Source organism: Pseudoalteromonas sp. BZB3, assembly GCF_040104455.1.
Taxonomy (GTDB): domain Bacteria; phylum Pseudomonadota; class Gammaproteobacteria; order Enterobacterales; family Alteromonadaceae; genus Pseudoalteromonas.
Genome location: NZ_JBECOS010000018.1, coordinates 21,828 through 46,047 on the forward strand (window position 1 = coordinate 21,828; position 24,220 = coordinate 46,047).

22 protein-coding genes are annotated in these 24,220 nt (G+C 41.6%); 8 read left to right on the forward strand and 14 right to left on the reverse strand.

Annotated features, from left to right (window positions below):
- Positions 1 to 4: 4 nt before the first annotated feature.
- A complete protein-coding gene (locus ABMY35_RS19155; protein WP_349287681.1) occupies positions 5 to 1,120 on the forward strand; it encodes an efflux RND transporter periplasmic adaptor subunit in 1,116 nt (371 codons plus the stop codon).
- A complete protein-coding gene (locus tag ABMY35_RS19160; protein WP_349287682.1) occupies positions 1,120 to 4,218 on the forward strand; it encodes an efflux RND transporter permease subunit in 3,099 nt (1,032 codons plus the stop codon). Before ABMY35_RS19155 ends, ABMY35_RS19160 begins: the two co-directional genes overlap by 1 nt.
- A gap of 521 nt (positions 4,219 to 4,739) precedes the next feature.
- Here ABMY35_RS19160 and ABMY35_RS19165 read toward each other — a convergent pair.
- The 5 genes from ABMY35_RS19165 to ABMY35_RS19185 all read right to left on the reverse strand — a co-directional run bounded on the left by ABMY35_RS19165 (position 4,740) and on the right by ABMY35_RS19185 (position 9,379).
- On the reverse strand, positions 4,740 to 5,456 hold the full coding sequence (locus tag ABMY35_RS19165; RefSeq protein ID WP_349287683.1) for an SIMPL domain-containing protein: 717 nt from the start codon (positions 5,454 to 5,456) through the stop codon (positions 4,740 to 4,742).
- Positions 5,457 to 5,559: 103 nt separating this feature from the next.
- Positions 5,560 to 6,429, reverse strand: a complete 870-nt coding sequence (locus ABMY35_RS19170) for an NAD(P)-dependent oxidoreductase (protein WP_349287684.1) — start codon at positions 6,427 to 6,429, stop codon at positions 5,560 to 5,562.
- Positions 6,430 to 6,455: 26 nt separating this feature from the next.
- Positions 6,456 to 7,025, reverse strand: a complete 570-nt coding sequence (locus ABMY35_RS19175) for a hypothetical protein (protein ID WP_349287685.1) — start codon at positions 7,023 to 7,025, stop codon at positions 6,456 to 6,458.
- A gap of 33 nt (positions 7,026 to 7,058) precedes the next feature.
- Positions 7,059 to 7,754, reverse strand: a complete 696-nt coding sequence (locus tag ABMY35_RS19180) for a LytTR family DNA-binding domain-containing protein (protein WP_349287686.1) — start codon at positions 7,752 to 7,754, stop codon at positions 7,059 to 7,061.
- Complete coding sequence (locus tag ABMY35_RS19185; protein ID WP_349287687.1) at positions 7,751 to 9,379, reverse strand: histidine kinase; 1,629 nt, start codon at positions 9,377 to 9,379, stop codon at positions 7,751 to 7,753. Before ABMY35_RS19185 ends, ABMY35_RS19180 begins: the two co-directional genes overlap by 4 nt.
- Before the next feature lie 171 nt (positions 9,380 to 9,550).
- Between ABMY35_RS19185 and ABMY35_RS19190 the strand changes: the two genes are divergently transcribed.
- Entirely contained in the window at positions 9,551 to 10,993 is a 1,443-nt protein-coding gene (locus ABMY35_RS19190) for an alpha/beta fold hydrolase (protein WP_349287688.1), read from the forward strand.
- Between the two features lie 73 nt (positions 10,994 to 11,066).
- Here the strand turns inward: ABMY35_RS19190 and ABMY35_RS19195 are convergent, their stop codons facing one another.
- From ABMY35_RS19195 to ABMY35_RS19225, 7 genes are all read right to left on the reverse strand, one after another.
- The gene (locus tag ABMY35_RS19195; protein WP_349287689.1) at positions 11,067 to 11,705 is read right to left on the reverse strand and encodes an acyl-homoserine-lactone synthase; all 639 of its coding nucleotides are present in this window, start codon (positions 11,703 to 11,705) and stop codon (positions 11,067 to 11,069) included.
- Positions 11,706 to 12,058: 353 nt separating this feature from the next.
- The gene (locus ABMY35_RS19200; protein ID WP_349287690.1) at positions 12,059 to 13,771 is read right to left on the reverse strand and encodes an amidohydrolase; all 1,713 of its coding nucleotides are present in this window, start codon (positions 13,769 to 13,771) and stop codon (positions 12,059 to 12,061) included.
- A 94-nt stretch (positions 13,772 to 13,865) separates the two neighbouring features.
- Positions 13,866 to 14,564: an aspartate/glutamate racemase family protein gene (locus ABMY35_RS19205; protein ID WP_349287691.1), complete on the reverse strand. Its 699-nt coding sequence runs from the start codon at positions 14,562 to 14,564 to the stop codon at positions 13,866 to 13,868.
- 123 nt (positions 14,565 to 14,687) lie between these two features.
- Positions 14,688 to 15,284 (reverse strand): class I SAM-dependent methyltransferase, encoded by a 597-nt coding sequence (locus ABMY35_RS19210; RefSeq protein ID WP_349287692.1) that lies wholly within the window; start codon positions 15,282 to 15,284, stop codon positions 14,688 to 14,690.
- Between the two features lie 9 nt (positions 15,285 to 15,293).
- A complete protein-coding gene (locus ABMY35_RS19215) occupies positions 15,294 to 15,692 on the reverse strand; it encodes an ACT domain-containing protein (protein WP_349287693.1) in 399 nt (132 codons plus the stop codon).
- A gap of 61 nt (positions 15,693 to 15,753) precedes the next feature.
- Complete coding sequence (locus tag ABMY35_RS19220) at positions 15,754 to 16,170, reverse strand: GNAT family N-acetyltransferase (RefSeq protein WP_349287694.1); 417 nt, start codon at positions 16,168 to 16,170, stop codon at positions 15,754 to 15,756.
- 10 nt (positions 16,171 to 16,180) lie between these two features.
- Positions 16,181 to 16,573 (reverse strand): aldehyde-activating protein, encoded by a 393-nt coding sequence (locus ABMY35_RS19225; RefSeq protein WP_349287695.1) that lies wholly within the window; start codon positions 16,571 to 16,573, stop codon positions 16,181 to 16,183.
- Between the two features lie 125 nt (positions 16,574 to 16,698).
- Here ABMY35_RS19225 and ABMY35_RS19230 point away from each other — a divergent pair, with 125 nt between their 5' ends.
- On the forward strand, positions 16,699 to 17,376 hold the full coding sequence (locus ABMY35_RS19230; RefSeq protein ID WP_349287696.1) for a tRNA (adenine(22)-N(1))-methyltransferase TrmK: 678 nt from the start codon (positions 16,699 to 16,701) through the stop codon (positions 17,374 to 17,376).
- 25 nt (positions 17,377 to 17,401) lie between these two features.
- On the opposite strand, the gene ABMY35_RS19235 is transcribed toward ABMY35_RS19230, so the two are convergent.
- Both ABMY35_RS19235 and ABMY35_RS19240 read right to left on the reverse strand, forming a co-directional pair.
- On the reverse strand, positions 17,402 to 18,022 hold the full coding sequence (locus tag ABMY35_RS19235) for a hypothetical protein (RefSeq protein ID WP_349287697.1): 621 nt from the start codon (positions 18,020 to 18,022) through the stop codon (positions 17,402 to 17,404).
- Positions 18,023 to 18,034: 12 nt separating this feature from the next.
- On the reverse strand, positions 18,035 to 19,435 hold the full coding sequence (locus ABMY35_RS19240) for a DUF1566 domain-containing protein (RefSeq protein ID WP_349287698.1): 1,401 nt from the start codon (positions 19,433 to 19,435) through the stop codon (positions 18,035 to 18,037).
- 202 nt (positions 19,436 to 19,637) lie between these two features.
- On the opposite strand from ABMY35_RS19240, the gene ABMY35_RS19245 reads away from it, so the two are divergent.
- The 4 genes from ABMY35_RS19245 (at position 19,638) to ABMY35_RS19260 (ending at position 24,194) form a co-directional block, all read left to right on the forward strand.
- Entirely contained in the window at positions 19,638 to 20,363 is a 726-nt protein-coding gene (locus tag ABMY35_RS19245; protein WP_349287699.1) for a DUF4956 domain-containing protein, read from the forward strand.
- 2 nt (positions 20,364 to 20,365) lie between these two features.
- The gene (locus tag ABMY35_RS19250) at positions 20,366 to 23,002 is read left to right on the forward strand and encodes a hypothetical protein (RefSeq protein ID WP_349287700.1); all 2,637 of its coding nucleotides are present in this window, start codon (positions 20,366 to 20,368) and stop codon (positions 23,000 to 23,002) included.
- On the forward strand, positions 22,999 to 23,691 hold the full coding sequence (locus ABMY35_RS19255) for a polyphosphate polymerase domain-containing protein (protein WP_349287701.1): 693 nt from the start codon (positions 22,999 to 23,001) through the stop codon (positions 23,689 to 23,691). Before ABMY35_RS19250 ends, ABMY35_RS19255 begins: the two co-directional genes overlap by 4 nt.
- Before the next feature lie 146 nt (positions 23,692 to 23,837).
- Positions 23,838 to 24,194, forward strand: coding sequence for a hypothetical protein (locus ABMY35_RS19260; protein ID WP_349287702.1), 357 nt, complete (start codon positions 23,838 to 23,840; stop codon positions 24,192 to 24,194).
- The last annotated feature ends 26 nt before the right edge of the window (positions 24,195 to 24,220 follow it).

The following is a 24,220-nucleotide window of genomic DNA, read 5'->3' on the forward strand; positions in this document are numbered from 1 at the left end:
CACTATGAATATTAAACGCTGGATTGTCAGCATTGTCATTATCTTTACGGTTATAGGCGGTCTAGGACTTACTAAATTTAACCAAATTCAGGCTATGATCGCCTTTGGCGAATCTTTCCCAGAGCCTTCTGCATCAGTGACTAGCGTTTACGCTGAAACGATTGAGTATACGCAAACGAGCAAGGTGATCGGCCAGTTAAAAGCACCGAGCATTATTGATATTAGTAATGAGTATCCGGGCCCTATCACTTATGTTGGCTTTAAACCTGGTGACATTGTTGAAAAAGACCAAGTGTTACTGCGCTTAGATACCAGTGTCGAAAAAGCTAAGCTTGCTGCTGCAAAAGCGCGTGTTACTTTGGCTGAATCAACCTATGCACGAGTAACTAAACTTCTACAACAAAAGCGTATTAGCCCAGATGAAGTCGACAAAGCCCGCGCTGACGTAGCCGTTGCTAAAGCCGAAGTAGAAAACCTCAATGCCGTTATTAACAAAAAAACCGTTACCGCTCCTTTCAAAGGCCAAGTTGGCCTAAGCCAATATCAAGTTGGTCAACTTATCGATGCAAATATTCAAATCACCACGTTAGTAGGCCTGAACGACACTATTTGGGTCGATTTCTCAGTGCCGCAAACACTTAGCCAGCCTAAAATCGGTGAAGAAATGAAAGTCGCACTGGTTAATCAAAAAACATCAGAAGTTGCAGCAAAAGTCATCGCTAAAATGCCGATGCTAGATGCCAACTCTCGACAGCAAAGCTATAGAGCCGAAATCGCGAATCTAGATGGCGCGCTCAGTCACAACCAAATTGTCAGTGTGCGTGTGCCGTTATACACAACCAATGCGGTTGTCGTGCCAACCGCTGCCATCACTCGCAGTCACTTTGGTGAGTTTGTCTATGCACTTGAAAAAGATGAGCAACAAAACTGGCGCGCTAAACCGATTAAAGTGACATTAGGTGAAAAGTTGGGTGACCAACAAGTGGTGTTATCTGGTCTAAATGGCGGTGAGTTTATTGCTGGCGAAGGCGCATTTAAATTAAGAGAAGGTATTTTGGTTTATACCGCGCCATTCGATGAGCAATTAGCCTCGACGGACGACAACACCGGAGGTCATTAATGAGTGCATTACATGAAAACAAACCTTCTTTTATGGACATTTTTGTCAATCGCCCCGTACTTGCGATTGTATTATCGGTATTGATCATCTTGGCAGGCTTAAACGCCGCGCAAAAGATTTCAGTACAGCAATACCCTAAGATTGAAAGTGCGTCACTGGTTATCAATACGGTGTATACCGGTGCATCTGCTGATGTCGTCAAAGGCTATGTGACAGAGCCGATTGAACGCGTAACCTCAACCGTACCCGGCGTTGATTATGTTGATTCAGTCACCACTGCCGGCTTTAGTAAAGTCACAGCTTGGCTTGAGCTAAACCATAGCACCACAGATGCACTTGCCGAGTTAACCACTAAGCTCAACCAAATTAAGTTTGAGTTACCAACTGGAGCTGAAGACCCAGCTATCCAAATTGTGCGTGCCGATAGCCCCTATGCTGTGTTCTATTTAGATGTGGAGTCGCAAGGCTTACCGCGTAGCGAAGTCAGTGATTATCTTATTCGCAATGTTGTGCCAAGCATGAGCGACATTGAGGGCGTGCAAAAAGTCACTCTTGAAGGTGGCCGCGACCCTGCAATGCGTATTTGGTTAGACGCAGATAAACTCGCTATTTATAACTTAAGCGCCAGTGATGTGTTTGCTGCACTTCAAGCAAACAACACCATTGCGACATTAGGTTACAGTGAAAACAACCGTCAACGCATCGATTTAATGGCCAATACCAGCCTGAAAAGTGTGCCTGAATTTGAAAACCTAATCATCAAAGAGCAAGACGGCTCGCAACTTCGCCTTGGTACGGTTGCCGACATCGAAATCGGCGAAGCCGAAGGTATGGTTACTGCGCGTTTAGATTCTCATGATTCAATTTTTCTGGCTATCTGGGCGCTGCCTGGTGCGAATGAAATCGACATTGGTGACGCGCTTTATGCGAAGTTACCACAGATCAACGAGGGTCTACCGAATGGTATGAATATCGAAATTGGTTACGATGGTACGCTATACATGCGTGATTCAATTAAAGAGATCTTCACGACGCTTGCCGAAACAGTGCTACTTGTAGGTATTGTGATCGTTGCCATGATGGGCTCTATCAGAACGGCGCTTGTGCCATTGGTGACCATTCCAATCTCGATTTTAGGTGCCATCGCAGTCATTTCGATGATGGGCTTTTCTTTGAACCTATTAACCATTCTAGCTATTGTATTATCGGTTGGTTTAGTGGTTGATGATGCCATCGTGGTGGTTGAAAACGTAGCGCGCCACATGCGTGAAGGCAAACCTAGATTGCAAGCTGCGCTTATCAGCTCACGTCAGTTATTAGTGCCCGTGATTGCCATGACCTTAACCCTTGCTGCGGTATACGCCCCAATTGGCTTCTTAACTGGTTTAACTGGTTTCTTATTCCGTGAGTTTGCGTTTACTTTGGCTATCGCGGTCCTGATTTCAGGTCTTGTGGCTATTACACTGTCTCCTATCATGAGTGCTTATGTGAACCCTGAAGGGGGTAAAGAAGGCAAACTAACACGCAAAGTGAATTGCTATTTCGACAAGCTACAAAACTTATACTCCAAGTCATTAGATAAGTTGTTTGCATGGCGTCCACAAGTGTTCTTTATTGCAATTGTGTTCGCTTTGTTGTCTGCACCTTTTTATTTACTGTCGCAAAAAGAACTTGCGCCAGTTGAAGATCAAAGCAGTATTCAAGTCGTGGTTGAAGCGCCACCTGAGTCTTCTCAGGCTTATACTTCAAGTCGAATGAATGACACAGCAAAGGTCATGAATGAAACTGAAGGTGCAAAATTCACTTGGCAAATTATCACTGCAGCCGCAGGTTTCGGAGGGGTTCAGTTAGCACCTTATGAAGAACGTGAAAACTCGGTTCACGACTTATACTTCGACCTATTTGCGCGCCTTGGTAGTGTAAATGGCTTGAGTTTGTTCCCTATTTTGCCAGCTTCTTTACCGACTGCGGGCCAGTTCGATATCGAAATGGTAGTCAGAGCCAATGACGACCCTGTAGCAATGAAGAAATATGCTGACGAGATCATCGCGAAAGCGAATGCCAGTGGTAACTTCTTGTTCGTGAATACCGATTTAAAAATCGATTTACCACAAGCAGAACTAGAAATTGACCGCGAATTGATAGCTGATTTAGGTCTAAACCTTCAATCAGTGAACGAGCAGCTTAGCATTTTAATGTCGAACAATTTTGTGAATTACTTCAACAAAGACGGTAAAGCGTATCGTGTTATTCCAGCTGTTGATAACGGTGACCGTTACAACCCTGAAAATATCTTAGATATGAAGATCCGCACAGACTCTGGTGAGCTTATTCCTGTATCAGCATTTGCGAGCTTAAGAACCTTCACAAGCCCGCGCGTATTGGGGTCTTTTAATCAGCAAAGTTCATTTAGGATCTTAGCGGGTGTTTTGCCACACGTAACCAAAGAGCAAGGTTTAACGGCCGTTGAAGAGATTGCAGCAGAAGTATTGCCTGCAAGCTACTCAATCGATCATGCCGGTGAATCGCGCCAGTTACGTAAAGAAGGCAATACCATGGTCGGCGTACTGTTAGTGTCTATGATTGTGGTGTATTTCTTACTGACGATTCAGTTTAACAGCTTCCGCGACCCACTTGTGGTGTTACTTGGCTGTGCGCCATTAGCGCTTGCAGGTGCTCTGATGCTACCGTTTTTACAGCTAACGACGATTAATATTTATAGCCAAATTGGTCTTATTACTTTAATTGGTCTGATTGCTAAGAATGGTATTTTAATCGTAGAGTTTGCCAACCACCTTCAACTTGAAGGTAAATCGAAACTTGAAGCGGTTAAAGGCGCTGCAGCGACACGTTTACGTCCAATATTAATGACAACAGGTGCAACGGTACTTGGTCACTTCCCACTAGTATTAGTAACCGGCGCTGGCGCAGAAGCACGAAACAGTATTGGTATTATCTTAGTAGCAGGCATGTTGATTGGTACCTTCTTCACGCTGATTGTATTACCGCTACTTTACCAAATGTTGGCAAAAGACCACCGTGGTGAAATGGAAACTGAAGCCTCATTAACTGAGACTAAGTTTGCTAATTCATTGTGATCATGGTGTTGCGTGGGTTTAACCCACGCAACACCATTCAAAAAACGCGATGTAAAATCGCGCCTACAGCAATCACCTGCCTAGTTTTAGGATGTAGGCTGTCGTTTACAGCGACAAAATTTTAAGCTCCGGTAGCACCGGCTTTATGTCGGGTATTTTATTTGGCCATGGTTTGAATATTTTGTCGGGCTGAAGCCCGACCTACAACATGAATAGTTTTACTTATGTAGGTTGTCGTTTACTGCGACAAAGTATTTATGCTTCGGTAGCACCGACTTTATGTCGGGTAATTTATATCGGCTTGGTTTAAACATTTTGTCGGGCTAAAGCCAGACCTACAGCATGAGTAGTTTTACTTATGTAGGTCGTCGTTTACGGCGGCAAAGTATCTATGCTCCGGTAGCACCGACTTTATGTCGGGTATTTTATTTCGACATGGTTTAAACATTTTGTCGGGCTGAAGCCCGACCTACAACATGGATTTACCCCACGCAACCACATTCAAAAAAGCGCGTATAAAATCAATCGGACAAATAATACTCAACCGTTGATACAACCCGAACTTTCTTAATATGCGGGTTGTTTCTGTCTCGTGCCGAAATACTAAATTGACCTTGTGAAGCACGTTTAATCTTACCTAACTTACTACCTGAATCTTCGGCAAATTTAGTCGCCACTTTACGGGCGTTTTTTGTCGCTTCTTCGATCATATCAGGCTTGAGTTCATTCAAGCTTGAGTAAATATATTCAGTTTGAAACTGATAGCTACCCGAGGTAAACACGATACCTTGTTTACCCAATTCAGACAGCTTGCCCATAACATTTCTTACCGCATCTAAATCTTGCGAATAGACGGTAACGTTTTGCTGCGCCGTGTAACGAAACTCAGCGCGAGCATTATCACCCCATTGCTGCGCCGATTTGTCAGTCACAGAAGGAGAGGTAAAAGAAATATCTTCAGACTTGATGCCATTCTTTTCTAAAAAGTCTTTGATATGCGCAGTTTTCTCATCAAGTGATTCATACAAAGCTTTTAAATCATTTTCAGCAGCACTAAATTGAATTGGCCATATCACCACATCAGACAGTACTTCACGCTCAGACAAGCCTTTTACGGTCACGGTGCGCTCATATTCTTTAATTGAAATGGCCGCATTCGATGCAATAACCGCAAATAATGTCAAGCCTAAAAAGATCCCCGCAGCCAATAGCAGATTGTTGTTTGCTTTAGATTGCATCACACATCCTTAAATTTTTGTTATTTCTATTTCAACAGGCTAAATCATAGCTCAGCTAACTTAACCAAATATGAGCAATGAAGACTAAGTACTTAAAAATAAATTAAATAGGTAAAACTTCAGCCAGCTCTGCATCCAACATATCGATTACCGACTCGAAGCCATATTTTGGCAGCCATCCCAATTTTTGCTGTGCAGCAGAAGAATCATAAACTCGGTCTAGTTGATTGGGTAACTTCCACCCCCGCTCTATAAACATCTCAGCCAGTTCTGGGGCTTGTTCTTTTATTAAACCTGCGGCGTCATTGAATAAACGCGGGCAATCTGATGCTTTAAACGGGGTTTTTCCTGAGACAATAAAACGATTAAACCCAGTAAGGCGCGTGTCTAACGCGGCTAAATGCGCACTTGCCACATCACGTGCATCAATGCCGCGAGTGAGTCGATATACTGCCATTAAGTCGGCTGGCTCAGGAAAACAGCGAGACATTTGTAATACGGTCACAGGCAGTTTAAATACATCAGAAATTGATTTCAGCTTGTCTTCAGCTGCGATTTTACTGCGGTGATACACTGTTTTTGGCTGTGGGGTAATTTGCTCATTCACCCAGCCTGTAGTGTGTTCGGGAGTCGATGCATAACCATACAGTGCTGTTGTACTGGTGAAAATAAACTGCTTTACTCCTAGCTTGATGCCCTCAAGAGCTAATTGCTCTGTGGCATCCACATTAATAGATTGAAACTCATCGTCAGATAATAATCCAACATGGGGCGCATGTAAGGCTGCGGTATGAATAATGACATCAACCCCTTCTAGAGCTTGCTGGATCAGCGTTTTATCGCGAATATCACCAATGTAATCGGCGGTAGAGCAAGGTATTTTATCTAAGCCTACAACTTGATGGGTGCGCATTAACTTAATATAAATTGCACGCCCGACTCTGCCCGCAGAGCCCGTCACTAACACTTTCATGGCTATCTCTTATTTTAAAATGACGATCACTTGCCGTTGTCATGCAACCAATCGCTTATTGTGCTTTGTATGGACGCAATTGTACCAACATTTGTGATGATAAGGTCACTCGATTGACGAACATGATTGGCTGCGGCTATATAAACATCTCGCAAATGGTCGTCATATTTTCGCAAATAGTTACTTAGGGTTGTAGACGGGTCATTGCTGTGTTTGAGATGGCGCTTGACCACTCTTGATAAACACACTTCAATAGGCATATCGAGCATGATCACATAATCAATTAAATGAGCGATTTCAGCCCTCTCTCGCCCAAAGGGTTCTTCAATGAAAATCATCTGCGAATCACTATGTACCTTTAATTCACTGAGCGTTTTTAATTCACTGAGCGCTTTGGTAAATCTGGGTGACTGTATTTGCGAAACATTTGCACCTTGATGCAGCCATGCCTTCATATCTATAGGGTAAGTGTTCGGCTCAACAAAATCGTCGAACAATAAGGTTGGGCTATTAAACTCTTCAGAAAGACGTTTAATGACTGAGGTCTTCCCTGCCCCCGATACTCCGCTTAGAGCGATAACACGTGTTCGTTGCATTCCTTTCATCCATTGATTGCTTGTTTTGTTTATTCATTTTACCAAGCGCGCTTTTAAATCGCTGTACTTTGACCGACTCACAGGCACCGCCTCACCATTTTGCATATCTAGATGATATTGCCCGCCACCAGCCACTCTGAGGCCTTTCACAAAAGTCAGGTTAACAATAAACGAGCGGTGCACGCGAACAAATTGCTCTGATAATAACTGACTGAGTTTGTCTAGGTTCTTATCGTGCAACTTTTTCTCATCGAGTAAATGTATTTGACTATAATGCCCATCAGCTTGAATAAACTGAATATCGTTGATTTCAATATACGACAGTAAACCCGCAGACTTGATCACGAGCTTTTTTAATTGCTCATGTCCAACATGCTTTTGTTGATAACGCGCCAGTGCTTTGAATAGTCTTTCTTCACTGAATGGCTTTGCGACAAAATCTAAAACGCCATATTCAAATGCATTAATTGCTTTGTCACTATAGGCCGAAATAATAATGGTATGAAAGCTCTCAGCACTCATGGTTTTAAGTACCTCAAAGCCATCTTCACCATGTAAGTTGAGATCTAGCAATAATAAGTCGATTTGGTTGTCGCTGAGATAGTCGAGCGCATCATCTATGTCTTCGACCCATTTTATTCTACAGGGTGAATGCTCAAAGTAGGTGCTCACTTGGCGTGATATACGCTGAGCTATGACAGGCTCATCTTCGACGATCAATATCTTCATGCGGGGATCTGCTTCTGCAAAGGGATTAAAAAAGTACTCAACCAAATCGTGTCTTGTTGAACTGACTCAAACTCATAGTCATCATCAAAACATTGCTGTAAACGAGAATGAATGTAAGCGCTGCCAGTACCTTGCCCTTGATGTTTACGTTGCCTGTAAGGGGTTTTAACACATAGCTTAAGGCGATTATTTTGCTCACTTGCGGTTACTTCAAAGTTGTCTCCGGCTTTGATGCGATTATGAGAAAAGGCGTTTTCAATCACAGTATGAATAATGGCTGGCGGTAAGTAATAACGTGTTGCAGGCACATCAATGTTCAACGAAAGCGCTTTTTGTTGACGCTTTTGCATAATGGCGAAATGCATCTGGCATAGTGCAACTTCGTCCTCAAGTGACACCCAAGTTTGCGCCGACATTTTATTGAGTATTCTAAATTCTTCGGATAACTGCTCAACCAACTCTATGGCTTGCTTAGGCGATGTTTCGATCCACTCACAAATAAGTGTCAAGCTATTCATTAAAAAGTGCGGCTGTAAGTTTCTTCGCAGCAACTCGGCTTCTAATTGAGACTTCTTTAAAGCGGCTTGTCGTTGCAAATTGAAGTGCCCGATTAACGCATACAGATTTACTAAAGCTATCACCGAAAATAACGCAGCAAACCAAGTATCGATAAAGCTCATCGGTATTACTAACATAGCCGCGATGCCTGACACCAGCATAAGTAAATGTGCTTTGGCTTGGGCTTGCTTTTTCAGCGCCAGCAAGCTTATAAGTGCACTATTTAACAGTGATGAAATGAACACCACATAATTACTCATATCGAAACTTTTAACCGTCAACACGGTTAATAGGTTTAATGCCAATGTGCCTGCTAACCAATATTTTAAATACTTTGATTGGAAGAAACTGGCGTAAAAGCTCACTAAGCACACACCCGCTAAGATCACGCTGGCTAGAATAATTCGTAAGCGCCAAAGGTGTAAATTCCATGGGTATGACCAATAAAACTTAATCAATTCCAGTGCGATGATAAATGCCGACATCAAGCACAAACAACTAAATGCCAAATAACTCAATGCGCGCTGATAGCGGAAGAATAAAAAAGCAAAACACGTTGCGAGCAGTATCATGGCACCAATCAGCATAAGCGGCACAATATGATTGGTTTTAAGTCCAAGCTGATTATTTGATAAGGAAGCACGGTAAAATAAAGTATGGAAATCACTCTCATGGTGCTGAGTAGATAAATCTAGTGTGAGCCAATGCAAGCCTGCAGATATTTGCTCAGGAGACAAGAGTAACGAACGACTAATAGGACCGACTTGCTCTTGTAAACGGTTATGTCCAGGTAAACCTTTATTCGCTAGCCATTCACCATCCCAATAAACCTTTGCTGAGCCCAAAAAGATTAAGTCTAGCCTAGTACCGAGCGGTGCATTATCATTCAGCTCTACAGGTATATAGACACAATAGCGCTGCCATTCTTGCAAAGTACGCAGATGGGTTTGCGCACTGAGATTTTCATTGCTTGGCAATGGCGCACACTCGCCCGTTGTAATTGGCTGCACCACAGATGCTTTATGCAAACTGAGATAAAACGACTGCTCGCTTGCCTGTGTGCTCATGCTTAAACACATGAGAAATATATAGAAAATTATTTTTAGCATTCTTCTAGTATATCTGATGAAATTTGCTTTTGGGTGCTCTTTATGCAGCTCAAGTGCAACTGATGAAATATTCCCGCACTAAGGCTCATACACATGGCTAAATGGCCTCACAACGTTAAGGAGTCAATTATGAAAACAGTGATAAAAAACCTATTAACCTTGTCTATTGTCAGTATTATTACCAGCCAAACCGCACATGCTTCTATACCTTTAAGCGACTATGAGTACGTAGGATATCAAGGGCAAACAGTGGCAGCTCAAAAAGGTTTTTTTACTGTGCCAGAAAACAGAGCAAAGCCCAATAGCAAACAACTTGAATTAACCTTTGTAAAATTCCCAACCACCAGCAAAAATCCTGGCAATCCGATTGTTTACTTATCAGGTGGCCCCGGAGGCAGTGCAACCGGCACAGCAAAAAGAAAACGTTTTGAAATGTTCAAACAGTTAACGCAGGTCTCCGATGTCATTTTATTTGATCAACGTGGTACCGGGCTCTCTAATCAAAACAGAGGGTGTGTAGGTAGTAAGCCTGATTTGGCTTCTCCAACTATTTGGCAAGAGGCCATCACACAAGTAAGAAAAGATATCAAAGATTGTGTGACGCTTTGGCAAGATATGGGCATTGATCTGTCAGGCTACAATACCAAAGAAAGCGCCGCTGATTTAGTTGCTTTAACAAACGCGCTAGGTTCAAAAAAGATAAACTTATGGGGCATTAGCTATGGCAGTCACTTGGCATTTACCACAGCGAAATACCATCCACAAATTATCGATAAAATGGTGCTTGCTTCACTCGAAGGACTCAGCCATACCATCAAATCTCCTCAACGAGTTGACAACCTGATTACTCAAATCAGTGACTTATTAGCAAGTCGTGAAGACACTAAAAAGAAGTATCCAAATCTAAAAGCGGACTTAAGCCAAGTGATGCAACAACTTAAAACCGAACCTCAAATTGTCACTACACGTATTATGGGCAGCAAAGAGCTTGTAAAAGTCGGCATCAGTGATGTAGATATACAGTTTGCGCTTAGCTATGTGTTTTTAGTTGACCCGCAACACCTAGCAAAACTTCCTCGCATTGTGGCTGATATGAAAGCGGGTAACTTCGCCGAAATTGGCAGTTATGTCGGCACAATAAAATCAAGAGCAGGTAGCTATAATCCAATGTCAGTGGCTATGGACTCGGCATCTGGTATCGACAAGATGCGTTGGCAGCAAGTACAACAAGAAGCAAAAACTTCATTAGTAGGCAGAACCACCAATTTCCCCTATCCAGACATTAACGACCTAGTGCCTGTCGCTGATTTAGGTGATAACTTCAGACAAGAAATCACAAACAGCGCTATTCCAAGTTTATTTGTGGCGGGCACTTTTGATGGCAGAACCCTTTATCAAAGCCAAGTTGAACTAGCGAAAGGCTTCAAAAACAGCAGTGTATTAACTGTAGAAGGTGGCGGTCATAATGTTTATATGACAAGTCCAAAGATAGGTGAAAAGATTGTGCAGTTTTTACAAGGGAAATCAGTACCAAGCCAAACCATTGAATTAGCTGCCCTAGATTTTGAATAAAAATTTACTAAGCAGTTGGTTTAATATTTAAATCAACTGCTTAACTCGATATATTTTCAGCAACGCCTAAAGACTAGCAAGCCTGCAACAGTATATCTTGCTTACCATAACACAGTACTTTTTCGGAAATACCCGTTTGATTTTTTACGTTTTCTAACAGCTCTGGATTAATTTCTAATTTACCCGCTCTAACTTTTTTTCCATCTCCAGCGAGACCTGTTTCACCTAACCACTCTATCTCACAGCCATTATTTATAAACACACTCTTCCAATATGGGGGAACCATTAAACCAATGATTGAAGAAATTTTATGAGCAAGGCAATATTCTATGTAAGCAATAACTAACTCTTTAATTACCCGGCTCCTAAGTTCGACAGGTAAATTTTTGTCTATACAAAACCGGCTACCTTCCCAAGTGCTCTGCTCCGAAGGCAAATCAGTAAAAGAAACAAGGTGTGGAAAAACATCTTTGAGCATGTATGGCTTAGTGGTTGGGTATAGCCTAGCGACTGCTTTTACCTCACCTTTATCTCGCCAAACAAAATAAATCGTTGCAGGGTTATCGTACTGGTCATATTCCATATTATTGAAGTATGGGACATCCCAAGACTGTCTTTCTATTAAACTTTTGTATCTCAAACGGTGTTGACTTGCGATAGGGTTGCCATCAAACCTATGCGCGCTAGCGATGGTTACGCATTCAATTGTCATTCTAATCCTTTATATTTTTGATTATATTTTTACATAGCCAGTTGAGTAGGAAAGTGAAGTTTCCTTATCAGTTATGGAATGTATTTTACAATCATTGAAAAATACACCAATGCATCAGCAAAAAGCTTTATTTTTAATGAAATTAATCTCATTAATCAATCTACAAGAGAATAAAGACAGCTTAAGTTGAATGTCGCAGTAAGTAACTTACCAGGACATTTACGTAATACTTCTAAAACTAACTAAATTAACTATAAGATTGCCTGTAGAATCTTGCCTACTCTTTTTTGCTGCTAAGCATTTTTCAGATTTATGCGTAATCAAAATAACCATCGATTATAAATACCCCAGATTTAATGAGTTTTTTTAAATATTACTTTGTCATCGTTTATGGTCATTAGCACTTTGATGTCTTTTATTTTTAGAGGCGAAATAAGCGTCGGATCATTATCTAAAACCACAAAATCTGCTTGCTTACCTGGCTCTATCGAGCCCTTTATATCTTCTTCAAAGTGCTGATATGCGGCCCAAATAGTCATAGCTTTGATGGCCTCGACAGGGGAAAGTTTATGGTTTTCACCTAGTACCTTCCCTGTGCGAGTGACACGGTTTACAGCACTGTCAATTAATCGCATCGAATTGGGAAAAGTAACAGGGGCGTCAGAATGAATAGTAAAGGGCATATTTGCAGCTTTCATCCAACCTGTAGGCGAAATATTCTTTGCACGCTCAGGACCTGCAACTGAATCTCTGTGCCAATCACCCCAGTAGAATGTATGCATAGGATATAAGGCAGGAAAAATTCCCAAAGCTTGTAACTTCGCTACTTGATCGTAACGTGTAAATTGACCATGGATCATGACAGTACGATGATCGCTCAAAGGTGTCTGCTTATTTATTTGGCCAACAAGGTTGATTAACTGATCTATCGCGGCATCGCCATTGGTATGAACAAGTATCTGCCACTCATTTTTATAAGCCAATTGTAGTAATGCTAAAGCGGCTTCATCAGTAAATGCAGGGTAACCAGCATAATCGTGCTCTTGCCCTGCAGGAGGAATTAAATAAGGTTGAGTAAACCAAGCTGTTTTGCCTTGAGGAGAACCATCGAATGTTAATTTTACCCCACCGATCCGAAAGCGATTTTGATAAGTTTTAGACATTAAATCACTTTTCAAAACAGGTGCATCTTTTAGCTCTTTAAGATCAGCATAAGAAATAATATCAATATCAAATCCCTCTTTAGCGGCAATTTCCGGCAATAATTTCAATGTTGATAAATCTGACTTACCATCTTGAACAGTCGTGAAACCATTAGATGCATAACTACGCTCACCAGCTTTATACAAACGGATTAAGTCTTCCGCTGTAAACTGGGGGATCATCTTAAAAAAGACCATAAAATGTGCATTTTCTTGCAGCACGCCATTGGGTGTTTTGCCATCGGCTTCTCTTTCTATAACACCACCAGCCGGATCCACCGTTTCGGATGATATACCCATTAATTCGAGGGCTTTACTGTTATAAACACCAATATGCCCTGACTGATGCATTATCACTACAGGCAACTCAGTGCTTACCGCATCCAGATCATGACGAGTTGGATGACGCTTTTCTGCCAATTGAGAGTCGTCATAATTAAAACCAAGTACCACTTGATAGTCTTTTACGATAGACGAGGTGTCTCGAAATCGGATCAGAGCATTTTGTAGTTCGGCAATGTTATTTACGGGACCATCTGGTGCAGGCAGAAGATTAGCAACTATTGATTGTGTACCTACACCAGCAAAATGACTATGGGCATCAATAAATCCTGGCGTTAATGTCTGCCCTGTTAAGTCAATTACTTTTGTGTTCTGACCTTTAAGCGCCAAAACTTTTTCATTGTCACCTACTGCTAATATTAAGCCATTTTGAGTTGCCACAGCCTCAGCACTTGGCTGCCTATCGTTTGCAGTGATAATGGTGCCATTGATGTAAATGGTATCGGCAATAGAAAGTTTAGACTTATGCGTACATGAAACAATGCAAAGTACACTGATTAATAATAAAAATATATGCCTCATAACATTCTCTAGAAAAAGTTTGGGTTAAATTTATGCTAGTTGAGCCTGAGGTTATACGCCAATTTCTGTGAATAAATACACAAACTTGCCAAGTTTATAACCCTTGCAAGGCAAGCTCTACGCCTTTTTGAGCATGAATCTCAGTCGTGTCATACAAAGGAATACAAGTGCTATTTTGGTTTACGAGCAATGCAATTTCAGTACACCCTAAGATCACCGCTTGTGCCCCTTGTTCATGAAGGTGGGCAATAACTTTAAGGTATTGCTCTTTGGAATCTGCTTTGATGATCCCGCGACATAGCTCATCATAGATAACATGATGAATCGTTTCTCTATCACGCTTGTCAGGCACGATAACTTCAATGCCAAACTTATCACTCAGACGGCCTTTGTAAAAGTCTTGCTCCATGGTGAATTGAGTGCCTAGTAGACCCACTTTTGTAACACTATCTTGAACTAAACGCTGTGCTGTGGCATCGGCAATATGAAGAATGGGAATGTTAATTTGTGCTTCTATTTCTGGCACTACTTTATGCATGGTGTTAGTACAAATCATCAAAAAGTCTGCACCAGCACGCTCTACTGATTTTGCAGCATCGACGAGAATCACTGCGGTATCGGTCCATTTACCTTGATGTTGTAACTGTTCAATCTCGTCGAAGTTAACACTATACAAGCAAATTTTTGCCGAGTTTAAGCCGCCAAGCTTCGCTTTAATGCCTTCATTCAAAGCTTTGTAATAACTTGCTGTAGACTCCCAACTCATTCCACCTAAAAGGCCTATTGTTTTCATGGTGAGCACTCCTATTGATATATTTTTATATACTCACTTTTTCAGAAAATATCTAAAGCAGCAACCCTACTTGTCCATTTAACTTTTTGCCAACTTGTTTCTGTCTCTTTGCTTTTTGCCACTTTATTTCTGGGCAACGATAAAAGTGTGCAACTCAGGATATTGGTCAAACTCCAGATGCTTAATGGTACAGCCCAACTCAATTAACAACGCCACAAAACCATTAGTGCCCAAAGAAGAGTAATAAACCTCAGGGCCCATAGCACAGTTAGTATGTGCGCCTTCTGACTCTGTGCCACCGAACGAAAAAATAAACACGCCACCCGCATTTAAACTGTCGACGATTTTAGCGATAACATTGCGCTGCTCATTTAAAGGAATATGCCAAATACTATCCCACGCAGTAATAAAGTCATATTTATGGGGTAAGTCATAACTGCAGATATCAGCGTGCACAAAAGCGATTTGCGGTTGTCGCTCTTTTGCAAGCGAGAGCATCTTTTCAGAGACATCAAGCCCTGAAACATCAAAACCAGCCTGAGACAATAATGTAATAAAACGCCCAGTTCGCCCACAGCCAATATCGAGCGCTTTTCCTCTGTTGTTGGAAAAAGCGATTGCTTTTTCATGCTGCGCGATACCGTTAGACATGTTGAAAGTGTCTTCGGCCCATCGCTCGGTTATTTGATCATAGGCTTTGCCTATTTCTTCAGGTTTCATGGCAAAGCCTTACTTGCTGGCAAATTCTTCTAGTGCAGTCATAGCATGCTCTGCCTTTTCGGTTTGCACAAAAATATGGTCGTGATAGAAGGCTGCAACTACATTCGCACTAATACCATGTTTAGCCAGTTTAGTAGAAACAGCAGCGGTTAACCCCACAGCATCTAAGCTTGAGTGCACAGTTAAGGTGATGAGTTTAAATACACCATCGAATTCTAGGTTTGCTCGCTGTGCTTGTTGCTTTTCAACAATTACAGTGAGCCCCTCTTGCTCCATAAAGGTTGCAATTGGTTGCAGCGAAGCAACCTCTAAAAGTGATTGTTTTACCGTACAAAACACAAACTCACCTGCGTGTAATTCAGGTGACATACTTTGCAAAAGTGTCTCTAATTCTTTAATACCAGACATGTTTGTCCTTTATTTATCAATATTACTACAATGTTGACCTTATCAATGACATTGGCACAAATCATATGCCATTAAACTCACCTTCTTGCTCGGTTATTTCAAAACCATGTTTTAAATAAAAGTCGACGGCATTAACTGCTGAACGAAGCTTTATCTCTTGCGCATCAGTTGAATTAAGTAAGTGTTGCAGTAACGTTTGACCAATACCTCGCCTTTGCACTTGATGCGAAACAAATAAATGTGTGAGGTAATTTCCGGCTCTCATTGCAGCAAAACCTAATAAGGTGTCGTTTGATATTGCTTTTACAGTAACAAAGTCATCATTGTCGAAAGTCGTTTTTATATCGGGTAACACCCGTGCAATATACGCTTGCTTACCTTGCTCATTAAAATGCGGTAGTACAGCAACTTTAGAGACGGCTTCGACTAGATTTGTAATAGCGGTTAAGTCTTCGTTGTTAACCCTCTGAATTTCCATATCTTTACTCCTAAACTGAAGAAATGAGTGCCTTTAGGGTAGGATTTGGTTCATAAAAAGCCCATGAGTCTGCACCATCAAAATAGCGAATATTGACTTGCTCTAATATATCTCGTTTAAACATTCTTAGATTTACAGCCATTCGGTCAGCATTGCCTAACTCAGTCGGGGTGTAATGGGTTATACACCCACAACCGACACAATGATGAAAGTCGATTAACTTATCACCATGGCTGTAGGTTTTTGTCTCGCTTTTTACCGAACTAATTTTGACGTTTTGAGGTAAGAAATAGGCCCAAATTGCTCCATACTTATAACAAATTGAGCAATTACAACTCGTAACTAAATCAATGGGTTGTAACAGCTCTACGTTGACATCACCACAATGACAGCTCGCTTGCATAATACTTCCTTATTATCACTTTATTAGAGCACCTTAACATTAAATCATTGAGATGCTCGCCAAAATTTTTAAACGCCTTACAATAATGCGTTTTTATACTTATACCTTAAGGTCAGGGCTAAATTTTGAAACTCAGTAAACGCTTAAAATTAATCGAGTCGATGGTGTCACCTCACTATGATCATATTTGGGACTGCTGCTGTGATCATGGATATTTAGGTGCTGCACTTTTAGATAAGCAAAACGATGAAACCGTACATTTTGTCGATATTGTCCCTGAACTGATGCAAAGCCTCGAAAGTAAGCTGCAAGCGTTTTATGACCAGCATAACTGGCAAGTTCACTGTTTAGATGTGTCTCATCTGCCTTTGAAAAATCATGAAGGCAGACATTTAGTCATTATTGCTGGCGTGGGTGGCGATTTAACCGCGCAATTTATCTCAAGCATTAATGCGCAACATCCGAACTTAGATATTGATTACTTAATTTGCCCAGTACATCACCTATTCACGCTAAGAGCCAAGCTTAATGAACTGAAATTAGGTTTAGTGCAAGAGGCTTTAGTTGAAGATAACAAACGTTATTATGAAGTCATGTTACTTACATCTAAGCAAAATCAACAACCCGTCTCAGCGGTCGGTGAGCAGATTTGGCAAGCTGACAATGATGTACAACTCGACGCAGCCGAACGATATTTAAAACAAACACTCAACCACTACCAACGCATTGCTAAAGGCAAAAGTGACGACGTTACACACATTATTTCTGCTTATGAGCAAATCGTGCCGTCGATAAAGCCTTAACACTTGAACTTTGTGCCTAAGACTTCTACAAAGACATAAAACTAATATGCAGACCAATGCTACTATCAAACCCTTCATCGTTAAGGTAGTGGCTGTAGCCAAGCTGCACATGAATACGTTTGGTAATTTGATACTCAATAAATGGCTTTATATAACTCGAGCTTTTGAAATTATCGAGCTCTTGCTCTTCACAGCTGCTACAGCGGAAAATGGAGCGACTGATGTTGTTATAACGATAGCCGCCAAGTACACCTATGGTGAGGTTCTCGACTAAGTGATCTTTTAAAATCAAACCCAATTCGCCATAAATTGAGGTGCCCGTCACACTCGACTCTCGACTAAGCTTCTCACCGGTAACGGCGTTTTTTACATCCTCACTAAACGGGTTGTCGTCTTCAATGTAGACATAGTCTAAGCCAATAGCGAACTGGTAAAAGCTGCGCGGCTCACCTTTGTAATAAATACCAATGGAATGGGCCATATCGTCTACTTGCATATCAAGCTCAGTGCCTTGGTTAATATCATTGACACTCAGAGCTTGATAACTCACACCATAAGAATAATTATAAAAATTGACGTTTTCAGCTTTACTTACACCACTTAACAACAGGGCACCAGCAAATAAAGCATATTTAGCGTATTTCATACTGCTCTCCTTCTATTTGGTATTCGCGGCACAGCTTTTTACGGCATGCACAAAGTGCTTAACGGTGCGAGCGCTATAAAAAATAATGCTATTTCTGTATTCGTAATAGTAACTACTGTCTTCAAACTTATTATGCGGTGTGCCACTCCAAACTTGCCCCATGGGCACATTGGGAAATACAAAAGGGTTCAGTGCTGGCTCTTCGCAAGCTAACTCATTATTGGCCTGTAACTCTTTAATACTAGGTAAACGCCAATTCGCTCCAGTATCTTCGTCATTGAGTTTAGCAACATATTCATAGGCTTGCTGCCAATCTAGCCGTTCAGCACTGCCCTCTTTACACTCCTCACCTGAGAGACCAGCCGCACATCGTTTCCATATCAGACCTGTTTGTTTGTCTAAAATATGGCCTTTTTCGTCTTGAAGGTATCTTGTGGAAGGGGCCGAAAAACTCACACGTTGGCTGCAACGTTGATTATTAGCAAACACTTGTCTGTTAGAGATCAGGCTTTCTAATTCACTGACAGCCTGATTGTTCTCATATAGATTTTGCTTACCTCTAACTGCTCTGATAAATCTAGGTTCAGAACTCAACCCTCCAGCCACGCGACCATTACCAAAGTCCACCGACCAAATACTATTTTTATCATCAGCATCTATGTTGCTTGTCCAATAAAACCCACCCTTTGTATTAGGAAAAAGCTGCCTATCTATACTCGGCTGTGACTGGCTATAGTTGACTAGATCTTGAAGCTCTATCTTATTCGGCAAGCGCCAATCATCGAAACCACATAGCTTTTTTCGATTAAGTTTTTCTATATAAGAATCTGTATCGCAATTGCTATCACATTCACCTAAATCTTCACTTGAATAGCTAGTAAAAATTTCTGAATACCAAGAATAAGTAAAGCCACTGTCTTGAGACAAGCCAGACCCTTCAGGGCTTTTCACTTCCCAAATTAGCCCCGTAACATTATCAAGAACACACTTCCACTGCTCTGCATCATTAGGCAAAGAACGGCCTTGCTCATTAATTTTTGTGTAATCAAAACCATGAGAGCCAAACCCTAACTTTGACAAGCCCTCGACACTATCTCGACCAGTTGTACAATCTTGGTTGAATCCCGACTGTAAATCGCATTGAGGTAAATTTGTATCAGGATAATCCCCTGCGTAAGTCACGCCTGTATCGTTGTAAGGCGAAACAATCTCATCACAGGTGCATTCGCCGTCGCATTTTGCAATTTCAACTCGCGATAACAGTGCGCTTGAATTCGCATTTTGCGAATTTTCTATTGAGCTTGTTGAGTTATTATTGCTTTGAACTTGGTTATTTTCACTTACAGGCTCGTATTTACAAGCAGGCATCAAAGCTAGCAACAACAGTATTAATAAGGGTTTCAGCATAGTCATATAAAACATCCTAATTAAATCGTTTATATGAACCAATGCTCAATTTTCATACCAAAAGAACCTAGCACGTTAATTGCTAATGTATTTATACCTAAAGCAAGGCTTTTCCAGTTTAATTAACATATTTAAAAAAGGAGTTTTATTCATAGTAGACGACATTTTAATTTCATTGTTAAAGTCTTATGTGTAACTAGGACTAATTATGGAAACTGTCGACCCCCTCTTAATTGCGTTTTTACCTAAAGACATCCGCTCGATGTTTTTTCCTTATGCCAGCGTGCAACTTGGCGCTTTGATTTTGAACTTGCTGATGGGCTTTATTATGGCGAGTTTAATTGGCTACCACTTTAGGAAGTACGCCAGTGCATTTTGTAATCGCCAAGACTTTTCTCGTCTTTTCCCGCTGCTTATGCTCACGGTTATTTTGATCATTACTGTGGTCAAAGCGTCGCTTGCTTTAGCGCTTGGTTTAGTTGGTGCATTATCGATTGTGCGTTTCAGAACGCCTATCAAAGAGCCTGAAGAGCTTGTTTATTTATTCTTAAATATAGGTGTCGCCGTTGCTCTGGGTGCCGGACAAACCCTTGCAGCCATTGTGGCTTGTGTTGTGACTCTATTGTTAGTGACTTGGGTTAAGAAGCGTCACAGTAAAGATGTGCAAGAGAACGGCTTATTTCTATCGCTCAACTACCGCAGCGATGACCCCGATGTGAGCATTGCTATTTCGGATGTAAAAAACATTTTAGAGCAATATGTTGATCGCCTTGAATTGCGCCGCTTTGATACTGGCGAGCAACACTTCGATGCCGCTTTCTTTATCTCAATCAAAGAAGCCAAACAAATCGATGAATTCATGCATGCATTGAAGCAAAAGTACCAAGGGATCAACATTTCACTGCTTGAGCAACACAATATTGCGGGAGTGTAGTTATGAGACTCGATACGCCTAAAGCCGCCTACACCCCACCCGAACGCAAGGCGTTTATGCTGGGCGTGTTAATTCTTATATTACTGTTAATACCCTCAGTAAATGCAGTAAAAATAGCCCTGATCCATAACGGCTATGTTGCCCACTACGAAGATGGTAAAAGCAAACTCATGCAGTTAGTGCAAGACATCAGCCATGCACCTAAGCGCCTGCTGACTGCCGATAAAGACTTGTCTGTTATCAAAGTCGATATTAAATATCAGGACTGGCTCAAACTTGAACAAGATAGAAACAACGCGCTTAAAAACGGCATCATTGCCGAGCAGCGCAATCAAGTGAATGCCACCCTCTATTTAAACCAACAAAAGTACTTTGCCAAAGTGCGTCTTCAAGGTGACATGCTTGATCATGTTAGCAACGACATCCGTTGGTCATTGCGCTTTGAACTGAAAAAGGAAAAAGCCTTATTTGAATCTAGAAAATTTGCTTTAGTGGCACCCAATGTGCGCATTCATCAAGGTCCTAGCTTATTCAGTAAAACGATGGAGTTGGCTGACTTTGATATTATTGCGCCTAAAAACATGCCAGTTCGCGTCGTGCTAAACGGCGTCGATTGGGGCACCATGTTTGTAGAGCAAGCCTTTAGCCAATCATTACTTGCAGTGAATGATCGTACCGAAGGATTAATAGCTCGACTCGATATACATGAACAAACTCAAAATAGTGCCGGTGAGATCACGCGCGTGCTTAAACCTCGAGAGCTGCAACGCGGCACCATTCTCGGCAACCCAGCTCTGAGCCAACAAAGACAAATTGCACTTGCGCTGCTGTACGATTTTTTAAATAAAAGACGCCCTGCCAGTGATGTATTTGATGCTAAAAAAATGGGCCAATACTTGGCTACCGTTGACCTATGGGGCGCATGGCATGCACTCACATGGAATAACTGGCGCTGGTATTACAATCCGCATTTAGCCAAATTTGAACCTATCCAAAGTGATGTGGCGGTTACACCAGCTAAACACAATTGGTTAATGACACCACCTAGCCACGACTTTGTATTGTCAAAAGCCATGTTAAATGACCCTATTATTCGCTCTCATTATGATGTGGCTAAACAAACCTTAATTGAACGTATTAATCAAAACTTAATCCCTGAATTACAAGCCTATGAGCAAACATTACTGAACAAATTACATGACGACAGCCCGTTATTGGCGCCCTTTGATTTAACCGTTATGAAAACTCAAGTCATGTGTTGGCAAAGTGATTACCAAGGTGCTGGTTGCCAAAGTATTGGACAGTTTGACTCGAGCTTACACCAACATATGCAAGATTACGCAGGCCACGCCAATTGGGATATCTTAGCGCGCTTTAATTCTAGATCTGGAACTGGCGTATTAAAACTCGTCAACAACGATAAAGAACCACTGCACTTAAAGAGTATCATCGGTCTTAATCGCTATGAAGATCGCTCTGAGCTTGAAGAGGTTAACGCGGACTTTCCTCGGGTGTTGAACCCTGGTGAGACTCTCGACATTAACTTACCTGCTGACATTGTTGCTGTTGATTTACGTGCAGCTTTAGCGAGTAAGAAAATTGCTACTTTTCAGTTTAAAAAAGACATCGCGCCACTGCACTTTATTCCTCGTCCACAACCTTTAAACACTTCATTAATGAGTCAATACCCGTTTATTGAAATCAATACAGGACATTGGTTTGTAAAACCGGGAACTTGGCAAATAAACGACTTTTTAGTCACCCCAGATAACACTGAGTTGGTTTTGCCTGCTGGCGCTCACTTAGAGTTTGCAACCAAGGCAGGCTTGATGGTGTTCGGTCACCTAACAGTGAAAGGCACTGCTGATAATCCGGCGTCATTAACTAAGCAAGTCAGTAGCCGAAAATGGTCGGGGCTCAGCGTGTTCTCAAACGAGTACAGTCCTAAATCGGTTGTTAGACACCTCAATATCAGCTATTCAAGCAACCCGAAGTTAGGCTTATGGCAACCACGCGGCGCAACCTATTTTGTAAAAACACCTGTGCTCCTTGAAGACATTCACATTAGAGAAAACCAGTCAGAAGATGGTTTAAACATCATTAATGGCGATATCGAAATTAATCGCATGTTGATCACCAATGCGTTGTCTGATGCCTTTGACTGTGACTTTTGCGTGGGCACCGTCAATGACAGTGAGTTTAGAAGCATAGGTTTTCGCTCTGGCGGAGACGGTATTGATGTCAGTGGTTCAAAACTTACCCTCAATAATGTGTTATTCAATAATGTACGAGACAAAGCCATATCAGGTGGTGAACGCAGTCATTTAACGGTGAATACCGCGCGTTTTAATAACGTTAATTTCGGCCTAGTTGCCAAAGATGATACCAAGATAACAGCAACCAATATCACGGCTGAAAACGTTAAACATCATGCCCTCATGAGCTATTCGAAAAAGCCAATTTTTGGTGGCGCAATTTTAGATGTCAGTGAATTTAACTGCTTAGACGCACAATGTGAAAATAAAATCACCGTCGAAACGGGCAGCGTCCTTACCATTAATGGCACTGCAATAGATAGCCAAGACCTCGATGTAAAGGGCCTTTACAGAACAATTATGAAATCGGATAAACCAAGATGAATACAGATAACACACCAAATTATCGTTTCGAGGTTAAGATCCCTATTCCGCTTAACCGTTTAGAAGAAGTTAGAATATGGCTAATGACCCATGCTTTATGGTTTAAGCCACATTTTCCTGACAGGGATGTAAACAGCTTATATTTGGACACCCCTCATTTAAAGCGCTATGAAGAAAACCTCAGTGGGATCAGTGTCCGCAAGAAAGTACGCATTCGTTGGTACAATCAGCTAGATAATGCCAATAAAGCCAGACTGGAGTTTAAACATCGTCAGGGGGGGAAAGGTTACAAGGTCACTTTCGATACTCAATTTGATTTTGATGACCCTGAATTTAGCTGGACCAAAGCACTAAAACTCAGCTTTGATAAACTGCCTGAGCAAGGTCAATTACTTTGGGGCGTTGAGCACACGCCTGTGCTTATTTGCCGCTATACGCGCCAGTATTTTATTTCGAACTGCCAGAAAATTAGGGCGACATTTGATAGAGACATTTGTGTGTATGACCAAAGGTATAAAGCCGATGCAAACCTGCACAGCAGTGTGCCGCTCGGAGATTATGTGTTGCTTGAACTCAAAGCCGATGCAGAATTTGAGAAAGAGCTAAGCCGTTTACTAGCTACTTGCCCGCTTCGTCAGTCCCGTCATTCAAAGTATGTGAATGGTATTCGACAACTGATGTGGCAATAACTATGTTGTGTGTGGGGTAAACCCACGCCTACAGCCACAGTTGAGACCGCGCTAGTTCACTCCCTGTAGGCGCGGTTTCATATCACGCTTTGCAATACATTTAAATTACGTCATAGTATTTAACAACTTAAAACAGCGATATCAACATGATGAAATACACTTTTTTAGCCACGCTGCTCATCGTTAGCACATCGAGCTTTGCGGCCACCAAAGCAAAAAAAGAAATCTTACTCGACAACGCCGACGTTGAAGTTATCAGGGCCACTTATCCTGCTGGCAGTGAATCAGGCGTGCACACACATATTTATGCAAACCGCGTTGTGTATTTTGTCAAAGGTGGCAAGCTTGCCATCACACCTGAAGACACCAGTAAGCCTGATCGTATTATCACTGTAAAAGATGGCCAAACTCTGTATATGCCTGGCGGCACACACAATGTTAAAAACATCGGCGACACTGAAGTCATCATCGTTGAAACTGAAGTCAAAAACAGCAAGCTGTAATTTTCATATTTTAAAAAGTAAAGCTG